The sequence below is a fragment of the Seongchinamella unica genome (assembly GCF_004354085.1).
GTDB lineage: Bacteria > Pseudomonadota > Gammaproteobacteria > Pseudomonadales > Halieaceae > Halioglobus > Halioglobus unicus.
This window is the reverse complement of sequence record NZ_SMSE01000001.1, coordinates 1,407,622-1,425,437: the sequence shown is the minus strand read 5'-3', so window position 1 is coordinate 1,425,437 and position 17,816 is coordinate 1,407,622. Positions and strand designations below refer to the sequence as shown.

16 protein-coding genes are annotated in these 17,816 nt (G+C 61.6%); 10 read left to right on the top strand and 6 right to left on the bottom strand.

The genetic code is table 11. The features are described 5' to 3' along the window. Positions 1-3: 3 nt before the first annotated feature. Both E2F43_RS06295 and argE read left to right on the top strand, forming a co-directional pair. Entirely contained in the window at positions 4-1,290 is a 1,287-nt protein-coding gene (locus E2F43_RS06295) for an inorganic phosphate transporter (RefSeq protein WP_133210673.1), read from the top strand. 147 nt (positions 1,291-1,437) lie between these two features. After that, on the top strand, positions 1,438-2,589 hold the full coding sequence (gene argE / locus E2F43_RS06290; protein ID WP_133210671.1) for an acetylornithine deacetylase: 1,152 nt from the start codon (positions 1,438-1,440) through the stop codon (positions 2,587-2,589). On the opposite strand, the gene E2F43_RS06285 is transcribed toward argE, so the two are convergent. After that, the gene (locus E2F43_RS06285; RefSeq protein WP_133210669.1) at positions 2,590-3,234 is read right to left on the bottom strand and encodes a class I SAM-dependent methyltransferase; all 645 of its coding nucleotides are present in this window, start codon (positions 3,232-3,234) and stop codon (positions 2,590-2,592) included. A 333-nt stretch (positions 3,235-3,567) separates the two neighbouring features. On the opposite strand from E2F43_RS06285, the gene E2F43_RS06280 reads away from it, so the two are divergent. The 3 genes from E2F43_RS06280 to ilvD all read left to right on the top strand — a co-directional run bounded on the left by E2F43_RS06280 (position 3,568) and on the right by ilvD (position 7,478). After that, the gene (locus E2F43_RS06280) at positions 3,568-4,038 is read left to right on the top strand and encodes an FKBP-type peptidyl-prolyl cis-trans isomerase (RefSeq protein WP_133210667.1); all 471 of its coding nucleotides are present in this window, start codon (positions 3,568-3,570) and stop codon (positions 4,036-4,038) included. A gap of 126 nt (positions 4,039-4,164) precedes the next feature. Continuing rightward, a complete protein-coding gene (gene argA, locus E2F43_RS06275; RefSeq protein WP_133210665.1) occupies positions 4,165-5,469 on the top strand; it encodes an amino-acid N-acetyltransferase in 1,305 nt (434 codons plus the stop codon). A gap of 164 nt (positions 5,470-5,633) precedes the next feature. Then, a complete protein-coding gene (gene ilvD / locus E2F43_RS06270) occupies positions 5,634-7,478 on the top strand; it encodes a dihydroxy-acid dehydratase (RefSeq protein ID WP_133210663.1) in 1,845 nt (614 codons plus the stop codon). A 30-nt stretch (positions 7,479-7,508) separates the two neighbouring features. Here ilvD and E2F43_RS06265 read toward each other — a convergent pair whose 3' ends face one another. From E2F43_RS06265 to E2F43_RS06255, 3 genes are read right to left on the bottom strand one after another with little or no spacing between them, the layout of a single operon-like run. Further along, positions 7,509-8,354 (bottom strand): DUF6279 family lipoprotein, encoded by an 846-nt coding sequence (locus E2F43_RS06265; RefSeq protein WP_133210661.1) that lies wholly within the window; start codon positions 8,352-8,354, stop codon positions 7,509-7,511. Next, positions 8,351-9,322: a pyridoxal-phosphate dependent enzyme gene (locus E2F43_RS06260; protein WP_133210659.1), complete on the bottom strand. Its 972-nt coding sequence runs from the start codon at positions 9,320-9,322 to the stop codon at positions 8,351-8,353. The genes E2F43_RS06265 and E2F43_RS06260 overlap by 4 nt, the downstream gene beginning before the upstream one ends. A 4-nt stretch (positions 9,323-9,326) precedes the next feature. Continuing rightward, complete coding sequence (locus E2F43_RS06255; RefSeq protein ID WP_133210657.1) at positions 9,327-10,007, bottom strand: Frag1/DRAM/Sfk1 family protein; 681 nt, start codon at positions 10,005-10,007, stop codon at positions 9,327-9,329. Positions 10,008-10,085: 78 nt separating this feature from the next. Here E2F43_RS06255 and E2F43_RS06250 point away from each other — a divergent pair, with 78 nt between their 5' ends. Continuing rightward, positions 10,086-11,432 carry an alanine/glycine:cation symporter family protein gene (locus tag E2F43_RS06250; protein ID WP_133211137.1) on the top strand — a complete coding sequence of 449 codons (1,347 nt, stop codon included), beginning with the start codon at positions 10,086-10,088 and terminating at the stop codon, positions 11,430-11,432. 2 nt (positions 11,433-11,434) lie between these two features. Here E2F43_RS06250 and leuA read toward each other — a convergent pair whose 3' ends face one another. Continuing rightward, a complete protein-coding gene (gene leuA / locus E2F43_RS06245; RefSeq protein WP_133210655.1) occupies positions 11,435-13,102 on the bottom strand; it encodes a 2-isopropylmalate synthase in 1,668 nt (555 codons plus the stop codon). Positions 13,103-13,417: 315 nt separating this feature from the next. On the opposite strand from leuA, the gene E2F43_RS06240 reads away from it, so the two are divergent. The 4 genes from E2F43_RS06240 to E2F43_RS06225 all read left to right on the top strand — a co-directional run bounded on the left by E2F43_RS06240 (position 13,418) and on the right by E2F43_RS06225 (position 17,097). Beyond that, a complete protein-coding gene (locus tag E2F43_RS06240) occupies positions 13,418-13,912 on the top strand; it encodes an Lrp/AsnC family transcriptional regulator (RefSeq protein ID WP_133210653.1) in 495 nt (164 codons plus the stop codon). 104 nt (positions 13,913-14,016) lie between these two features. Then, entirely contained in the window at positions 14,017-14,793 is a 777-nt protein-coding gene (locus E2F43_RS06235) for an SDR family NAD(P)-dependent oxidoreductase (RefSeq protein WP_165954205.1), read from the top strand. A gap of 41 nt (positions 14,794-14,834) precedes the next feature. Further along, positions 14,835-16,037: a multidrug effflux MFS transporter gene (locus tag E2F43_RS06230; protein ID WP_133210649.1), complete on the top strand. Its 1,203-nt coding sequence runs from the start codon at positions 14,835-14,837 to the stop codon at positions 16,035-16,037. Between the two features lie 52 nt (positions 16,038-16,089). Beyond that, entirely contained in the window at positions 16,090-17,097 is a 1,008-nt protein-coding gene (locus tag E2F43_RS06225) for a cysteine synthase A (RefSeq protein WP_133210647.1), read from the top strand. Between the two features lie 59 nt (positions 17,098-17,156). On the opposite strand, the gene E2F43_RS06220 is transcribed toward E2F43_RS06225, so the two are convergent. Next, entirely contained in the window at positions 17,157-17,789 is a 633-nt protein-coding gene (locus tag E2F43_RS06220) for a thiol:disulfide interchange protein DsbA/DsbL (RefSeq protein ID WP_133210645.1), read from the bottom strand. Positions 17,790-17,816 lie beyond the last annotated feature (27 nt).

Here is a 17,816-nt window from a genome sequence, read left to right as displayed (position 1 = left end):
AGCATGGAAATTATCGCGCAATACGGCAGTGTCTTCCTGATTATGGCCTGCCTCTTCGGGTTTTTCATGGCCTGGGGTATCGGTGCCAACGATGTGGCCAATGCCATGGGCACGTCGGTGGGCTCCCGCGCCCTGACCATCAAGCAGGCGATCCTTATTGCCATGGTCTTCGAGTTCCTCGGGGCCTACCTGGCCGGCGGCGAGGTCACCTCGACCATCCGCAAGGGCATTATCGACCCGGCGGTGATGGAAGGAAATCCCGAGCTCATGGTCTACGGCATGATGTCGGCACTGCTGGCCGCAGGCACCTGGCTGCTGATTGCCAGCCTCAAGGGATGGCCGGTCTCCACGACGCACTCCATTGTGGGTGCCATTGTCGGCTTTGCCGCGGTGGGTATCTCGGTGGACGCCATACACTGGGGCAAAGTGGGTGGCATTGTCGCCTCCTGGGTGGTATCGCCGGTGCTGGCAGGCAGCATTTCCTTTGGCCTGTTCATGAGCGTCAAGATATTCATCCTGGATACCGAGGACCCCTTCCACCGGGCCAAGAAATTCATTCCGGTTTACATGTGGATGGTGGGCTTCATGATCTCCATGGTCACCCTGCTCAAGGGCTTGAAGCATGTCGGCCTGGATATCGACCTCGGACTGGGTAGCAAGTTTGCCAATGCGCTGCCGATCTCCGCACTGATGGGACTGGCCGTGGCCGGCCTGGGCGCCCTGCTGTTACGCAATATCAAGGATGACCACCATCACGACCTGGAAAATCGCTTCGACAGCGTCGAACGGGTGTTCGCCGTGCTGATGGTATTCACCGCCTGTTCCATGGCGTTCGCCCACGGTTCCAATGATGTGGCCAACGCCGTCGGCCCGCTGGCGGCCATTGTCAGCACCGTGCAGTCCGGCGGCGAAATCGCCGCTAAATCGGTAATGCCCTGGTGGATCCTGATGGTAGGTGGCGTCGGTATCGTGGTGGGCCTGGCGACCTATGGCTGGAAAGTCATCACCACGGTAGGTCGCAAGATCACCGAGCTGACGCCCAGTCGCGGTTTTGCCGCCGAACTGGGTGCCGCCTCCACCGTGGTGCTGGCGTCGGCCACCGGCCTGCCCATTTCCACCACCCACACCCTGGTAGGTGCGGTACTCGGGGTGGGCTTTGCCCGCGGCATCGCCGCCCTTAACCTGCGTGTCATCGGCACCATTTTCATGAGCTGGTTAATCACCCTGCCTGCTGGAGCCGGTCTGGCCATCCTGTTCTTCTTCGTGTTCAAGGGAATATTCGGCACCTGATCCCGACCGGGTACTCCGGGCCGGAAAACGCCGGTCGCGGAGTGCCGCTGCAACCGCTACACTTCCCGGCAGCAATCCGCACAGCAGTTGCCGGCCCGGCCTCCCGGTCCGACACTGCCCAGCCACTGCCTGACAACCGGAACGGGAATGCCGACAACAGAACAGCGCGTTATTGAGCAACTGGGGCAACTGGTCAGTACCCCCTCGGTCAGCTCCACCGACCCCGGCTGGGACCAGGGCAACCGGGTGGTGATCGACCTGCTGGCCAGCTGGCTCGCCGATATGGGCTTTCGCACCGAGATCCAGGCCGTCAACGAGGATGGCAGCAAAGCCAACCTGATAGCCACCCGGGGTTCAGGACCCGGCGGGCTGGTATTGTCAGGGCACACCGACACGGTGCCCTACGACGAGGGCCGCTGGCAGAGCAATCCGCTGGGACTCTGCGAGCGAGACAACCGGCTCTATGGCCTGGGCAGTACCGATATGAAAGGGTTTTTCCCGGTGGCGATGGCTGCTGCCGCGAGATTCCGCGAGGTGGCTCTGCAGCAGCCGCTGATCATCCTGGCCACCGCCGACGAGGAAAGCTCCATGAACGGTGCCCGGGCACTGGCGGAGGCGGGCTACCCCAAAGCCAGGGCGGCGATTATCGGTGAACCGACCTCGCTGGTACCGGTGCGCATGCACAAGGGCATCATGATGGAGGCGGTCCACATCAATGGCCAGGCCGGGCACTCATCGAACCCCTCCCTGGGGAACAGCGCCCTGGAGGGTATGCACGCCGTTATGGGCGACCTGATGGCATTCAGGCAAGTGATGGCGGAGCGTTACAGCAACCCGCTGTTTGAAGTGGCCTACCCCACACTGAACCTTGGCTGTATTCACGGCGGCGACAGCCCCAACCGGATCTGTGGCCAGAGTGAACTGCACTTCGACCTGAGAATGACTCCGGCTGGCGATAATGGCGAGGTCCGGGAGGATATTCGCGACCGGTTGCTGCAAATCGGCCGGGATCGGGGCCTGGATATCGAAATGCGTTCACTGATCCAGGATGTGTCACCCTTCGAGCAGGGTGCCGACAGTGAGCTGGTTCAACTGGCCGAAAAACTGACCGGGCACCCGGCGATTGCCGTGGCCTTCGCCACTGAAGCGCCGTTCCTGCAACAGCTGGGGATGGAGACCATCGTCATGGGGCCGGGCTCGATCGACCAGGCCCACCAGCCCGACGAATTCATGCCATTGAACCAGATCCAGCCCGCCATCGACCTGCTGGAGCAATTCATCGGGCGCTACTGCCTGTAATCAGCTCCGTTGGTAACGGAGTATACGCCCGCGGTAAGCCTCGCCGATCTGGGCGTTCCCGGTGACCTGCTGTTGCTCACAGCTGAAGCCATAGGCCGCCATCTGGCGGTTGAAGCGCCCCACCCGGCCGCGACCGGGATCTACAATCACCACTTCACAGCTTGGCTCGGCGTGGGCCTCAATGAACTCGACCAGTAACTGGACGCTTTCATCCTCGTACAGTACGTCGCTGCCAATGATCAGGTCGAAACGCCCCATGACGCTGACCCCGTCTTCCCAGGCAGCTTGCTGGAAAGGAATGCTGGGATCGCCATTGAGACAAGCGTTGCGTTCCAGCAAGCTTTCCACATCCGGGTGGTAGTCGGTGGCGGTAATATCCTGTTGCTGTTTATTGAGCAACAGACTGGCCAGGGCCGTGCCACAGCCCAGCTCAAGGATGCGCTTGCCTGCCACATCAAAGTCCAGCATGACATTGGCCAGTACCTGGCCCGAGGCCCAAAGTACACCGAACAGCGACCAGTGGGCCTCAGGCACGCCGGCCGCCTCAGCGCGACCCTCGTCGTCGCCAAACTGCTGGGTGTCGCGGAGGGAGCAGAGGTGAATATCCAGATTGCCGAACTCAACCGTCTGGTAGCGCAGGCGCATGGGGCGGGCAGGGTCACCCGGGGGATTGCTGATGGCGCAGGCCACTCCGCAACAAGGAAAGAACTGCCACCATACGTGGTATTTGCCGCCAGGCCCAACGACTTTTCTCCCGCCGCCCACGTTGACCTCGCTGGCAGGAGCTTTATACTGCCTTTTCTGCTCGGCAGCCAACAATCTATTTATGTTCTGCACTGACGTACAGCGACATCGTTCCTCTTCCTGTTTTTCATAAGTAATCGCCCCTGCCAGCAAGGCGCCGTCTGTTAACGATGGCGACACATTCACGAATATGGCGCTATCCCGTTGGCGCCGTTGAAAACCAGGAGCCCCCACATGTCCCTGCTGATTGGCGACAAGGCCGTTGTCACAATTCACTACAAACTCACCGATAACAGCGGTGCAATCATCGACAGCTCAGAGGGAGCTGAACCCCTTGCCTACCTGCACGGCGCCGGCAATATTATCCCGGGGCTGGAAAACGCCCTGGTGGGTAAGACTGCGGGCGCGACGCTGCAGGTGGCCATCGCCCCCGAAGAAGGCTACGGCGAGGTTCACCCCCAGCTGATAGAGACCGTGCCCCGCGAAGCCTTCCAGGGTATCGACCAGATTGAACCCGGCATGGCTTTCGAGGCCCAGGGTTCCGACGGCCAGGCCCGTCGCATCGTGGTCAGGGAAGTTAACGGCGACGAGATCATCATTGATGGCAACCACCCGCTGGCGGGTGTTGAGTTGAACTTTGATGTCGAAGTCGTCTCCGTGCGCGAAGCGAGCGAGGAAGAAATCGCTCACGGCCACGTGCACTGACCGAACACCCCGGGGCCATCACCCTGGCCCCAAAACCCTGCCCCCAATTGTGGAAAATTCCCATTAGGTGAATGACGACGCTTTCTGTACCCTAACCCGCTAATAATCAATGACTTGGGAAAGAAAGTGACCACTTCGGGCCGGGCCCACATCCGCTGGTTCAGGAACACCGCACCCTATATCAACCTGCACCGGGGGAAGACCTTTGTGCTGATGTTGGGGGGTGAAGTTGCGCAACACGAAAACTTCCCCAATATCATTCACGATATCGCCCTGCTAAAGAGTCTCGGGGTGAAGCTGGTACTGATTCATGGCTCGCGGCCACAAATCGCCGAACGGCTGGCCACTGCGGGCCTCGAAACCAGCTTTCACCGCGACATCCGCATTACCGATACCGATACCCTCGAACACGTCAAGGACGCGGCCGGTTCACTGCGGGCCCAGATTGAAGCCCTGCTGTCCATGGGACTGCCCAATTCACCCATGCAGGGCTCGCACATGCGGGTCTGCTCCGGCAATTTTGTAACCGCCAGGCCGATCGGGGTGGTCGATGGCATCGATTTCCAGCACACCGGCAAGGTGAGGCGCATCGATGCAGAAGGCATTCACCGCCAGCTGCGGGACGACGCGATCGTACTGCTGTCCCCACTGGGCTATTCCCCCACCGGGGAAATCTTCAACCTGGGCCTGGAAGACATCGCGGTGAACTGCGCAGCGGCGATTTGCGCCGACAAGCTGATCCTGTTCAGTGGCGAAGCCGGAATCACCGACAGCAAGGGTGAATTGATCCGGCAACTGTCCCTCAGCGACATCGAGGCGCTGCCTGCAGCCGATGCCGAACAGGGCACCCTGCTGCACACCGCCCGCGAGGCCTGTGTGCAGGGAGTTCCCCGCTGCCAGGTGATCAGCTATCGTGATGACTGCGCCCTGCTGGAGGAGCTGTTCACCCACGACGGCAGCGGTACCCTGGTGGCCAACGTGGATTACGAAAACTCGCGCCAGGCCGACATTGACGATGTCGGAGGCATCCTGGAGCTGATCGAACCGCTGGAACAGCAGGGTATTCTGCGCAAGCGTTCCCGGGAACTGCTGGAAAACGAAATCGATCGCTTCCGCCTGCTGGAGCGCGATGGCCGCACCATCGCCTGCGCCGCGCTGTACCCCTTCCCCGAAGACAACTGCGGCGAACTGGCCTGTATCGTCACCCACCCGGACTATCGCGGCGGCAAGCGCGCCCAGCGCCTGCTGGCGGAACTGGAACAGGAAGCCAGGAGTATGGGATTGACCCGGGTGTTTGTGCTCAGTACCCAGACCGCGCACTGGTTCCTGGAACAGGGCTTTACCGAGAGTGAGCGCAACGAGTTGCCAGGCGAGCGACAGGCACTGTACAACCTGCAGCGCAACTCCAAGGTGTTTTTCAAACCGGTTTAGTCGGCGCAGGCACGCGCAGGTACCCTGTCGACACCGGGACTCGCCGCCGGCTCGGTGATTGGCTGGCACGGCCATGCCTCCCCGCAGCGAGGGGGACAGAAACCGGCCGGCCTGTTGTGCTATCCTTCGCAGCCTGATTTTTTACCAGCCAAGGGCTCAGCATCATGCCTGACTATCGCTCCAAAACTTCCACCGGCGGCCGCAATATGGCCGGCGCCCGCGCCCTGTGGCGCGCCACCGGAATGAAAGACGGTGACTTCGGCAAACCGATTATCGCCGTGGTCAACTCCTTTACCCAGTTCGTCCCGGGCCACGTCCACCTGAAAGACCTGGGCCAGCTAGTCGCGCGGGAGATTGAAGCGGCCGGCGGCGTGGCCAAGGAGTTCAACACCATTGCCGTGGACGATGGCATCGCCATGGGCCACGATGGCATGCTCTACAGCCTGCCCTCCCGGGATATCATTTCCGATTCGGTGGAGTACATGGTCAATGCCCACTGTGCCGACGCCATGGTCTGTATCTCCAACTGCGACAAGATCACCCCCGGCATGCTCAATGCCGCCATGCGCCTGAACATTCCGGTGGTATTTGTCTCCGGGGGGCCGATGGAGGCGGGAAAAACAAAACTTTCCGAACACAAGCTGGACCTGGTGGACGCCATGGTCATCGCTGTGGACGATTCTGCCAGTGATGAGCAGGTGGCGGAGTACGAGCGTTCAGCCTGCCCCACCTGCGGCTCCTGCTCGGGCATGTTCACTGCCAATTCCATGAATTGCCTGACCGAGGCACTGGGGCTCTCACTGCCTGGCAATGGCTCCACCCTGGCAACCCACGCCGACCGGGAACAGCTGTTCCTGCGCGCCGGCCGGCTGGTGGTAGAGCTCTGCAAACGCTATTACGAGCAGAACGATGAATCCGTACTGCCGCGCAATATCGGCAGTTTCGAGGCCTTTGAGAACGCCATGTGCCTGGATATCGCCATGGGCGGCTCCACCAACACCATCCTCCACCTGCTGGCTGCGGCCCAGGAAGCGGAGCTGGATTTCACCATGAAAGATATCGACCGGCTGTCACGCAAAGTCCCGCAGCTGTGCAAGGTGGCGCCCAATACCCCGAAATACCACATGGAAGACGTGCACCGGGCCGGCGGCATCATGGGCATACTCGGCGAACTCGACCGTGCCGGCCTGCTGCACACCCGGTGTCCCACCGTTCACAGCCCCACTATGGGCGATGCGCTGGACAACTGGGACATCGTGCGCACCGACAACGCCGAGGTGCACAAGTTTTACAGCGCCGGCCCCGGCGGCATCCCCACCCAGACCGCATTCAGCCAGGATACCCGCTGGCCCAGCCTGGATGACGACCGTGCGGAAGGCTGCATCCGCTCCCTGGACAACGCCTTTTCCCTGGAGGGGGGCCTGGCGGTGCTCACCGGCAATATTGCCGAGGACGGTTGCGTGGTGAAAACCTCGGGGGTGGATGAATCCATACTGGTGTTCTCCGGCCCTGCCCATATCTGCGAAAGCCAGGAAGCGGCTGTGGACGATATTCTCAACGACCGGGTCAAAGCCGGGGATGTGGTGATTGTGCGCTACGAGGGTCCCCGCGGCGGCCCCGGTATGCAGGAAATGCTCTACCCCACCAGCTACATCAAATCCAAGGGGCTGGGCAAGGCCTGCGCCCTGCTCACCGACGGCCGCTTTTCCGGCGGCACTTCCGGTCTGTCCATTGGCCATGCCTCACCGGAAGCAGCCGCTGGCGGCGCCATCGGCCTGGTGGAACAGGGCGACACTATCGAGATCGATATTCCCGGGCGCAGTATTAACGTGAAGCTGTCAGACGAAGAACTGGCGGCGCGCCGGGCGGCCATGGAAGCCCGGGGTGATAAAGCCTGGAAGCCGGTGGACCCGCGGCCGCGGAAGGTGACGCCGGCGCTGAAGGTTTACGCCAAGATGGTCACCAGTGCCGACAAGGGCGCGGTGAGGGATTTGTCGCTACTGGATTAACACGCGCACCGCCGGCCGATCAGCGCGGCCCTACGCGCCAGCGGCGATCAGCGACTCGATATCCTCGCGCAGGTCGTCCAGCCGCTTGCGCAGGCGCCGGTCCTGCTTGTCGCTGCGGGTATTGGCCAGCGTCGCCAGCCCCTGGTAAATGACCCGCGAATTATGTTCATACACCGCCCGATAGTCCTCCGAGGTGGTCTGTTCGCGGTTGCGCAGGGCTTCACGTACGCCTTCCTGCCAGCCCTCTTCGCGCTGCAGCAGTGCCTCCAGCCGATCCAGCCAGCGGGCGCGCTCGCGCAACCAGATCGCATCGGAACGCTGCAGCTGCGCCGCCGCCTCCTCCAGTATCCCGCGCTGCCCCCAATCCAGCCGGCCGAGAAAATCCTGGGCAGAGTCCTGCAAATTTTCATAGGCCTCCTCCCTGTACTCCTGGTCACTGCGTGACAGGTACTCTTCCTCGTATTCAACCTGTTTTTCCCGCAGTTCGGCGACGAACTCCATCATCTGCTGCCGCGACAATTGCCCCCCCAGGGCCAGCATCCACTCCAGGCCGCGGTACTCCACACGCAACCAGGCCTCCTCGAAACTTGTCGCCAGGGCGGCCACCCCGGCGCCGGTTACGGGACCCTCCAGGACCAGCTCGATGTCATCCACAATACCCAGGTACAGCGGTAATTCTTCATTTCGATGCCAGCTGAGAAACGGCGCCAGTTGCGCATCGAGGAATTTTTTCTGGTCACGGGTCAGGTCCACGTACTTGCCCACATACCACGGGATGATGAAATCCAGCCGGTTGTAGACAAAGGTGGTACTGCTGCAGCCGCCTATGCTGAGTAGTAATCCTGCCAGAATCGTCAAGCGTAACGCCTGTTTCAAGAGACCTCCCGATTCACCCAGGGCAAGTTTGTCAGGTCCAGGTTGCCGCCACTGATCACCACACCCACCCGCCGGCCGCGAAACCGCTCCGGGTGCTCCAGCAGCCCGGCAAAACTGACCGCACCGGAGGGCTCGACAACCTGCTTCATACGGCTCCACTGCAGCTGCATGGCCTCCACAATGCGGGTATCGGGCACGGTGATAATAGTATCTACCTGTGTACGGATGATACTGAAATTGAGTTCACCAAGGCTGGTACGCAAGCCGTCGGCTATGGTTCTGGGGTTGGTCTGGGGCTGCAACTGGCCAAGCCCTAATGAGCGAAAGGCGTCGTCGGCTCCCTCGGGCTCTACCGCCAGCACCTCCGCGCCAACCTTGCTTCCCTTCACCGCCAGGGCCGTACCCGCGAGCAAACCCCCACCGCCCACCGGCACGACGACCACGTCGAGATTGTCGACCTGCTGCAGTAACTCCAGCGCTGCCGTACCCTGCCCGGCGATGATGTCAGGATGGTTATAGGGGTGAATTTCGCTGGCACCAGTGGCGGCAACCACTCTCGCCAGGGTCTCTTCCCTCGCCGCCAGGGTCGGCTCGCATTCCACAATCAGCCCGCCGTAGGCCGCCACCGCTGCTTTTTTCACCTCCGGCGCGTTCGCCGGCATGACAATATGGGCCGCAATGCCGCGTGCGGCGGCCGCCATGGCCAGGGCAGCGCCGTGATTTCCCGAGGAGTGGGTGGCCACCCCCGCGCGGGCCCGGTCGGTATCCAGCCTGAGCACGGCATTGGTGGCCCCGCGAGCCTTGAATGCGCCCACTTTCTGCAGGTGTTCGGCTTTGAAAAACACCTCGGCGCCGGTCAGCTCATCCAGTAAATGACTGGTCAGCACTGGCGTGCGATGCAGCTTCCCGGCAATACGCTCGCCGGCGGCAAGCACCTGGTCAAAATCCAGCGACGCGGTCGCGGTCATCGGTTCACTCCTTTACCTCCAGGCGCCAGCCCGCCTGTCGCCAGACAAAATAACCCAGCAGGAAATTGCCCTGCAGCAACAGCGAAAGCACCCACTCAACAGCGTCCTCGATGGTCTCGTACCACTGTTCATTCCAGGCATCGAGTATCACTGTGAGCAGCCCCAGCAGCAGCAACGAGAGCAGCACCAGCCGCATGGCGGTCAACAGTCCCGGACGAACACCGGCTACCCTGAGGGCGCCCAGCTGGGCCAGCATCAACAACTGGGCCAGGAAAGTAAAGGAGAAGAACATAATGGTCCCCACCCGTCGCTGGGTGCGCCAGGCATCCCCGCGCTCGCCCAGTACCGTGACATACAGAATAAGGCCAATGCAGGCGGCAATGCCCAGACCCAGCATCCAGCGATTGCGCCACTGGCGGCTGTTCCCCCGCTGGCGGTGGAGGTGACCCAGCCAACTGTAATTGAACCACCAGTAGGCCATCATCAGCATTGCCGCCGGAAGCATGCTAGCGCGGAACAGGTAGCTGGCCGGGGGCTCGCGCCCGGTAGCACTGATCGAGGTGCAGCTGTCGATATAGGGAAAACACCAATCCACAAGGCCATGGGCGGCGGCCACGAGATAGGTTAGCTGGACCGCAGCAAAGGGTAGCACCGCTGCCAGCAGCGCCACGATTCTCACGTTCATGGGGCCAGTTTATCGGGGTAATGGCAGGCCGGCTATGCTACTGTCCCCAGAAATTCCTGTCCCGGACTGAACAACGTGATCGAAACGCTGGAGTATTACTCCGTCCAATTCGCCAACGCCGTGTGGGGCACTCCCACGGTCATTCTGCTGCTCGGCGGGGGCCTGTTTTTTGCCTTCTACTCACGATTTCTCCCCTACCGTCATTTCGGCCACGCCTTCGGCCTGCTAACCGGCAAGTACGACAGCCCGGACCAGCCCGGCGAATTAAGCCACCGCCAGGCACTGGCTGCAGCCCTGTCCGGCACCATGGGGCTGGGCAACATCTCCGGCGTGGCGCTGGCCATCGTCGCCGGGGGGCCCGGCGCGGTGTTCTGGATGTGGATGTCGGCGCTGGTCGGTGTGGCTACCAAGTTTTTCACCTGTTCGCTGGGGGTGATGTACCGCGGTAGCGACAGCCTGGGACAGCTGCAGGGCGGCCCGCAATATGTCATTCGCGAGGCCATGCCCCGGGTCTTTTACCCGCTGGCCATTTTGTTTTCGCTGATGGGCCTGATCGGCACCCTGCCCATGTTCCAGGCCAACCAGCTCAGTGCACTGATTCGCCAGAGCGGGATGATTGGCGAACCCAGCCCCATGGGCAACCTGGTGCTGGGCCTGGTGATGGCCACGGTGGTCGGCCTGGTTATCTTTGGTGGCCTGCGACGGGTGGCCCGGGTGGCGGAGGCGGTGCTGCCGCTGATGATTGCCATTTACATGGGCATGACCCTGTTCATGATCGCTATCAACATTACCGAGGTACCGGCCATTCTCTCGCTTATTGTGACCGAAGCATTCAACCCGACCGCAGTCGGCGGCGGCCTTCTCGGTGTGGTGTTGATAGGCGTCAGCCGCGGGGTGTTTTCGAACGAGGCCGGGCTGGGCACAGAGGTGATGGCACACGGTGCGGCCCGCACCAATGAGCCCATCCGCGAGGGACTGGTAGCCATGCTGGGACCGATCGCCGATACCCTGATTGTCTGCACCTGTACCGCCATCGTCATTCTGCTGGCCGGCACCTGGCAGGAACCGGGAGAGCTGTCCGGGGTGACGCTGACCGCCAACGCGTTCCATGCGGAGCTGGGCAACGTGGGGACCGGTTTGCTCATCGTGGTCACCCTGCTGTTGAGCAGCACCACCATGTTTGCCTGCTGGTATTACGGTGCCAAGTGCTTTGGCTTTCTGGTCGGCGCTGAAATACAGCACCATTACCGCTGGTTTTTTCTGGCGACCATTGTGTTCGGCGCTACCGTCAGCCTCGACGTGGTGTTCAACCTGATTTCGGGCGCCTACGCGATCATGGCCATACCGACCATGGTCTCCACCCTTTACCTCTCGGGCAAAGTGAAGGCGGCAGCGCAGGACTACTTCCGGCGCCACCCCTATTAGGCTCAGGCGGCAACGCTTTCTGCGCCCACAGCGCTGTTAATGGCGCTGAGTATGCCGTTCATGGAGGCCTGCACGATGTCGTGGCTGCGCCCGGCGCCACAACAGCGCTGGCCATCGATGTTGAGCTGGATGTAGCAGATAGCCTCGGCATCCGCACTCTGGCTGAGGGCATGCTCGGAGTATTCCACCAGGACGATGGATTTACCGATCACCGAGGACATGGCGTCGACAAAGGCTGCGACCACACCGTTACCGGTACCGGTGATGACGTGGCTACCGCCGTTGAGCAATTCGATTTCCAGCTTGTCGATCTTGTCCTCACGGCTGAGACTGTAGTTGCCCAGCCGCCAGCCATTGTCCTGGGAAAGATAGGTCTGGTGGAAAAGGTCGTAGATCGCCTCGGGACCCACCTCCGTCTCCTGCTCCTCGGCATAGGCCTGTACCGCAGAACTGAAATCGATCTGCAACCAGCGCGGCAGGTCGTAGCCGTAATCCCGCTCCAGCACGTAGGCGATACCACCCTTGCCCGACTGGCTGTTGATGCGGATGACCTCCTGGTAGGAGCGACCGATGTCAGCCGGGTCTATCGGCAGGTAGGCCACTTCCCAGGCCCGGCTCTCGTCGCGGCGGGCCAGGCACTTCTTGATGGCGTCCTGGTGGCTGCCTGAAAACGCCGTAAACACCAGCTCTCCCGCCCAGGGGTGGCGCGGGTGCACCGGCAGCTGGGTACACTCTTTCACCGTCTGGATGATTTCGTCCATATTGGCCAGGTCCAGCCGGGGATCCACGCCCTGGCTGTAGAGGTTCATAGCCATGGTGACCACGTCCATATTGCCGGTGCGCTCGCCGTTGCCCATCAGGGTGCCTTCCACCCGGTCGGCACCGGCCATCACGCCCAGCTCCGCTGCCGCAACTGCACAGCCGCGGTCGTTGTGGGTGTGCAGCGAAATCAGCAGGCTCTCACGATTGTCGACGTGGTCGCAGAACCACTCGATCTGGTCAGCGTAAACGTTAGGTGTGCTCATCTCCACCGTGGCCGGCAAGTTGATGATCACCGGCTGTTCCGGTGTCGGCTGCCACACGGCGGTAACCGCGTTACAGACCTCTACCGCAAAATCCACCTCGGTGCCGGTAAAGCTTTCCGGTGAGTACTCAAACACCCATTCGGTATCGGGATAGCGGGCCGCGCATTCCTGGACCAGGGTCGCGCCGTTGACGGCAATATCGATAATGCCCTGCCGGTCCAGCCCGAACACCTGCTCACGCTGCACGATGGAGGTTGAGTTGTACACGTGTACCACAGCCCGGCGCGCTCCCTTGAGCGCTTCGAAGGTTTTCTCGATCAGTTCCTTGCGCGCCTGCACCAGCACCTGGATGGTGACGTCCTCGGGAATACGGTCATTCTCGATCAACTCGCGCACGAACTCGTAGTCATGGCTGGAAGCAGAGGGAAAACCCACCTCGATTTCCTTGAAACCCACCTTCACCAGCTGGTCCCAGAGGCGGGATTTCTGCGCCGCCGTCATCGGCTCGATCAGGGCCTGGTTGCCATCGCGCAGGTCTACCGAGCACCACAGGGGCGCCTTGTCGATAACCTGGTCCGGCCAGCGGCGGTCGCTTTTACGCAGGGGCTGGAAGGATTTGTACTTGCTGTGATCGAAGCTACTCATGTGCTCACCGGTTTGTGGTTATTGGTGGCTGTTCACCCGCGGGCGCAAGCCCTTGTGGGGCGCGGTGCGCAGTTCGCCAGAGAGGGTGACTGTGGCGGACTGTCTCGCGCGGGTGATGTCTCAGCCTGGCGAACAGTATAGTCATCCAGGGGGAGTGATTGATTGCAAATATCGCAATGAAACCTTGTTTTTGTGCAATTATTCCCCAAATATAGCGTTATAGTTGGTATACATCACTCATTAGGGACGCAGAACGGCAGTATCGCCCACACCGACTATTGCCGGACCCTGGCCCGGGAACGACCACAGGCAACCATGAAGCTCGATCGCACAGACCGCAAGATACTCAAGGCCATGCAGCACAACGGCCGCATCAGCAACCTGGAACTGGCCGACCTGGTGGGGCTCTCGCCCACCCCCTGCTCGCGCCGGGTGAAACGGCTGGAGGAGTCGGGACTGATCCGTGCCCATGTCACCCTGTTGAACCAGTCCATGCTCGGGCTCAAGCTCACCGCTTACATCGGCATCAGCATGGACCGCCATACGCCCGATCGCTTCGAGGCCTTCGAGGCAGAAGTGATGAGCTACCCGGAGGTCATGGAATGCTCGGTTGTCACCGGTCAGTCCTCGGACTACCTGCTGAAGGCGGTGGTTGCCGATATGGAGTACTACGAAAGGTTTCTGCTGGGGCGTCTGACGCGAATTCCCGGCGTGACCGGTGTCCACTCCAGCTTTGAACTGCGGCGCGTGATACAGCGCACCGAATTACCGCTGGACCACATCGATGACACCACCCTGCTCAGGGACTGAAGCCTGCAAGAAGTTACAACTTCCGGTGGCCGGTTCGGGACTTGATGCCCACCAGGTCCGGTCTCACTATGTCCCACTGGTTAACAGTCAAGGGACAAGACCCTATGGATACAACAGCCAAGGTTGCCATCGTCACCGGGGGCGCCAGCGGTATGGGCCAGATCTATGCGCGCAGGTTGGCAGCCCGGGGCACCCAGGTGGCGATTTTCGACGTCAACCAGCAGGGACTGGCAGCCACCGCGGCTGAATCCGACAACCTCCACGCCTTTCACTGCGATATCTCCAGCCTGGAAGACGTCAACACCAAGGTCGCCCAGGTCGAAGAACAGCTGGGGCCGATTGACCTGCTGGTGCATGCGGCGGCGCTGATGCCCGCCCATGCCCTCGCCGACCACAGCCACGAAGGCATGGAACAGTTATTCCGTATCAATTACTTCGGTACCACCTACATGGTCCGTGCGGTCCTGCCGTCAATGCAGGCGCGCAGCAGTGGGCGCATAGTCGCCTTCGGCTCTATCGCGGGCACGGCACTGGTGCCAAAAATGGGCGCCTACTGTGCCACCAAGGCGGCGGTTAACGCCTACATCGAGGTCCTGCAGAACGAAATCCGTGACAGCGGCGTACGCGCCCACCTGGTCTGCCCGCCGGCGGTCAATACCCCACTGGTGGACCAGACCCTCAACACCGATTCTCCCGGCAGCATCAAGGAATCCAAGCAGAAGGGGCGGCTTGCCGATCCCGAGAAAATGATCGACGCCATCGAGAAAGGGGTGGCCAGAGACAAGGACATCATCTACCCCAGCGAAGCCAAGCTCCTGTATTTCTGGCGCACCCTGGCACCCGGGCTGTGGTGGAAGACGGTGATGAAGTTCGAGAAGTAACAGTTCCCTAACCCCCTGCCATGGGCTACCCTCCCCGGCCCATGGCCAACCGATACCTGAAACCCGATTCCCCCTGGCTGCTGGCACTGCTGGCGGCCCTGGTTGCCCTGGGGCCCCTTAGTGTCGATATGTACCTGCCCGCCATGCCGTCGATGATGCGGGCGCTAGACACCGACATTGGCCACATGCACCTCACCCTGAGCAGCTACCTGGCCGGGTTCGCCGTGTTTCACCTGGCCTGCGGCCCACTGGCTGACCGTTTCGGCCGCAAGCCGGTACTGCTGGGCGGAACCCTGGTGTTCGTGGTCGCCTGCTTCGGCTGCGCCCAGTCCACCAGCATTGAAGAACTGCTGACATTCCGCTTCCTGCAGGGCATCGGTGCCTGCGTCGGTCCTACCCTGGCCCGCACGGTCACCCGCGACGTATTCGGCCCCCGGGGCGCCGCCCGGGCACTGTCATTGATAGCGATGCTGATGGCGCTGGGCCCGGCGGTGGCGCCGACCCTCGGCGGCTTTGTCTTACTGGTATTGCCCTGGCCGGTGATCTTCCTGTTTCTCGCCTGCTACGGGCTGCTGATGATCCTGCTGCTGCAGGTGTACCTGGCTGAGTCCCTGCCCCAGCGCCAGAGTCTGCACCCGGTGAACATCGCCCGTAACTACGCCCTGCTGGTCAGCGACAGCGCGTACCTCGCCGTCACCCTGGCCAGTGCCCTGATCTACTCCGGGCTGATGGCGTACCTCTCTTCCGCCAGTTTTGTCTACATCGACATGCTGGGTGTTCCGGTGCAGTACTTCGGCTTTGTTTTTCTCACCACTGTCGCCGGCTACATTGTCGGCAGTGCGGTCAGTGCACGCATGGCGTCCCGCTATGATTCGCGGCAGACCATGCTGACCGGTGCCGTGCTGTGCCTGCTCACCGCCGCCATCATGTGGCTGGGAGCCAGCCTCTACCGCGACAGCATCTGGGTGCTGATGCTGCCCATGACACTGTATGCCATCGGCATGGGCCTGGTGCTGCCCCACGCCATGGCCATGGCCCTCGCCCCCTTCCCCCATATCGCGGGCACCGCCTCGGCCCTGCTGGGCTTTATCCAGATGGGCCTGTCTGCCCTTGCCGCTGCTCTGGTGGGTACCGTGGTCAGGGACAGCCCGCAACCGATGCTGGTTGCCATGTTTGTGATCACCCTGGGCGCGTTCCTGCTGAGCCTCACCGCCTTTCGCCTCACCCGGCGCAGCACAGCCTGACCCGGACACGCGGCTGTGGCATACTCTGCGGGCATTTTTTCGGAGAACACGCGTGCATACCGCCCAGGACGTCACCCAGCTTATTGGCAATACCCCCCTGCTCCACCTCAAGCAGGTATCCGAGCAAACCGGGTGTACCATTCTCGGCAAAGCGGAATTTCTCAACCCGGGTGGCTCGGTCAAGGATCGCACGGCACTGGGCATCATCCGGGCCGCAGAAGAGGCCGGTGAGTTGCAGCCCGGTGGCCGCATCGTCGAGGGCACCGCGGGCAATACCGGTATAGGCCTGACCCTGCTCGCCAATGCCCTGGGCTACCAGAGCACGGTGGTCATGCCCATCACCCAGAGCAAGGAGAAAATCGACTCGCTGGAACTGCTCGGCGCCGACCTGCACCTGGTGGGCGCAACCTCCTATTCCGATCCCAACCACTACATCCACACCGCCGAGCGGCTGGCGCAGAAACTCGCCGCCAAAGAGCCTCACGGGGCAATCTGGGCCAGACAGTTCGACAACCCGGCCAATATGGCCATACACGCCCGGACCACCGGCCGGGAGATCTGGCAACAAACCGGCGGCAAGGTGGACGGGTTTATTTGTGCGGTAGGCACCGGCGGCACCCTGGCCGGCGTATCCACCGCCCTCAAGGACAAGAACCCGAGCGTCCGCATTGGCATCGCGGACCCGGCCGGCGCGTCCCTGTGCAGCTATTTCAAGCACGGCGACCTGGCCCCCAGTGACGGCGGCTCCATTGTCGAAGGGGTGGGTATTAATCACGTCACCGGCAATGTGGCCGAGGCCAAGGTAGACAGCGCCTTTACCATTACCGATGAGGAGGCTCTACCCTACATCTTTGACCTGCTGCGCCACGAAGGATTGTGCCTGGGGGGCTCTTCGGGCATTAACATCGCCGGGGCGGTAAAACTGGCCCGGGAGCTGGGTCCGGGGCACACCATCGTCACCATTCTCTGTGACTACGGCAACCGCTACCAGAGCAAGCTGTTCAATCCGGTGTTCCTGGAGAACAAGGGATTGCCCGTACCCGAGTGGCTGAAAATATAACGGCGCTTTCACGAAAAAGCCCGGCAAATGCCGGGCCTTGATGCCTGCTCCAGTTTAGCCTAACCGCCCTGGGCAGCGCGCTCCTTGGCAATCAGGAAATCGGCGACCTTGAGCATGTTGCCCAGTCCACCCGCCTTGCGGGCCGTGATGAGGTACTTGCCATTTACCATCATCGAGGGAGTACCGGTAATCTTGGCGGCCCGCGCTGTCGAGTTGGCCTGGCGGACCTGGCTACTGACCCCAAAGGAGTTAAAGGCCTTGTGAAAGTCTTCCTCGGCCACGCCGTTGGCGGCAAACAGCTCGGCGATTTCATTTTCCGAGCGCAGCGGTTTGCGATCCACGTTGAGCGCCTGGAACATCGCGGTGTCCAGCCTGTCCTCGGCCTTCAACACTCGCGCGGTATAGTAAGCCCTGGCGTGTAATTCCATCGCGCCGCCCCACATGGCGGGAATGCCGCGGAAGTTCACGTCCTCATCCAGGGTCTTTTTCCACTGGCTTATCATCGGCTCGAAGTTGTAGCAGTGGCTGCAGCCATACCAGAAAAACTCCGCCGCTTCGATTGTGGACGGATCCGCGGTTCGTATGGCAGGACTGATGACGTCGTAATGTTTACCGGCGACATAAGCCTCCTCGGCCATGGCAGTGAAAGACACCAGGCACAGGGACAGTACGGTCAGTATTCGTTTGAACATTGCTTAGGCTTCTCCTTGGTTTGCTCG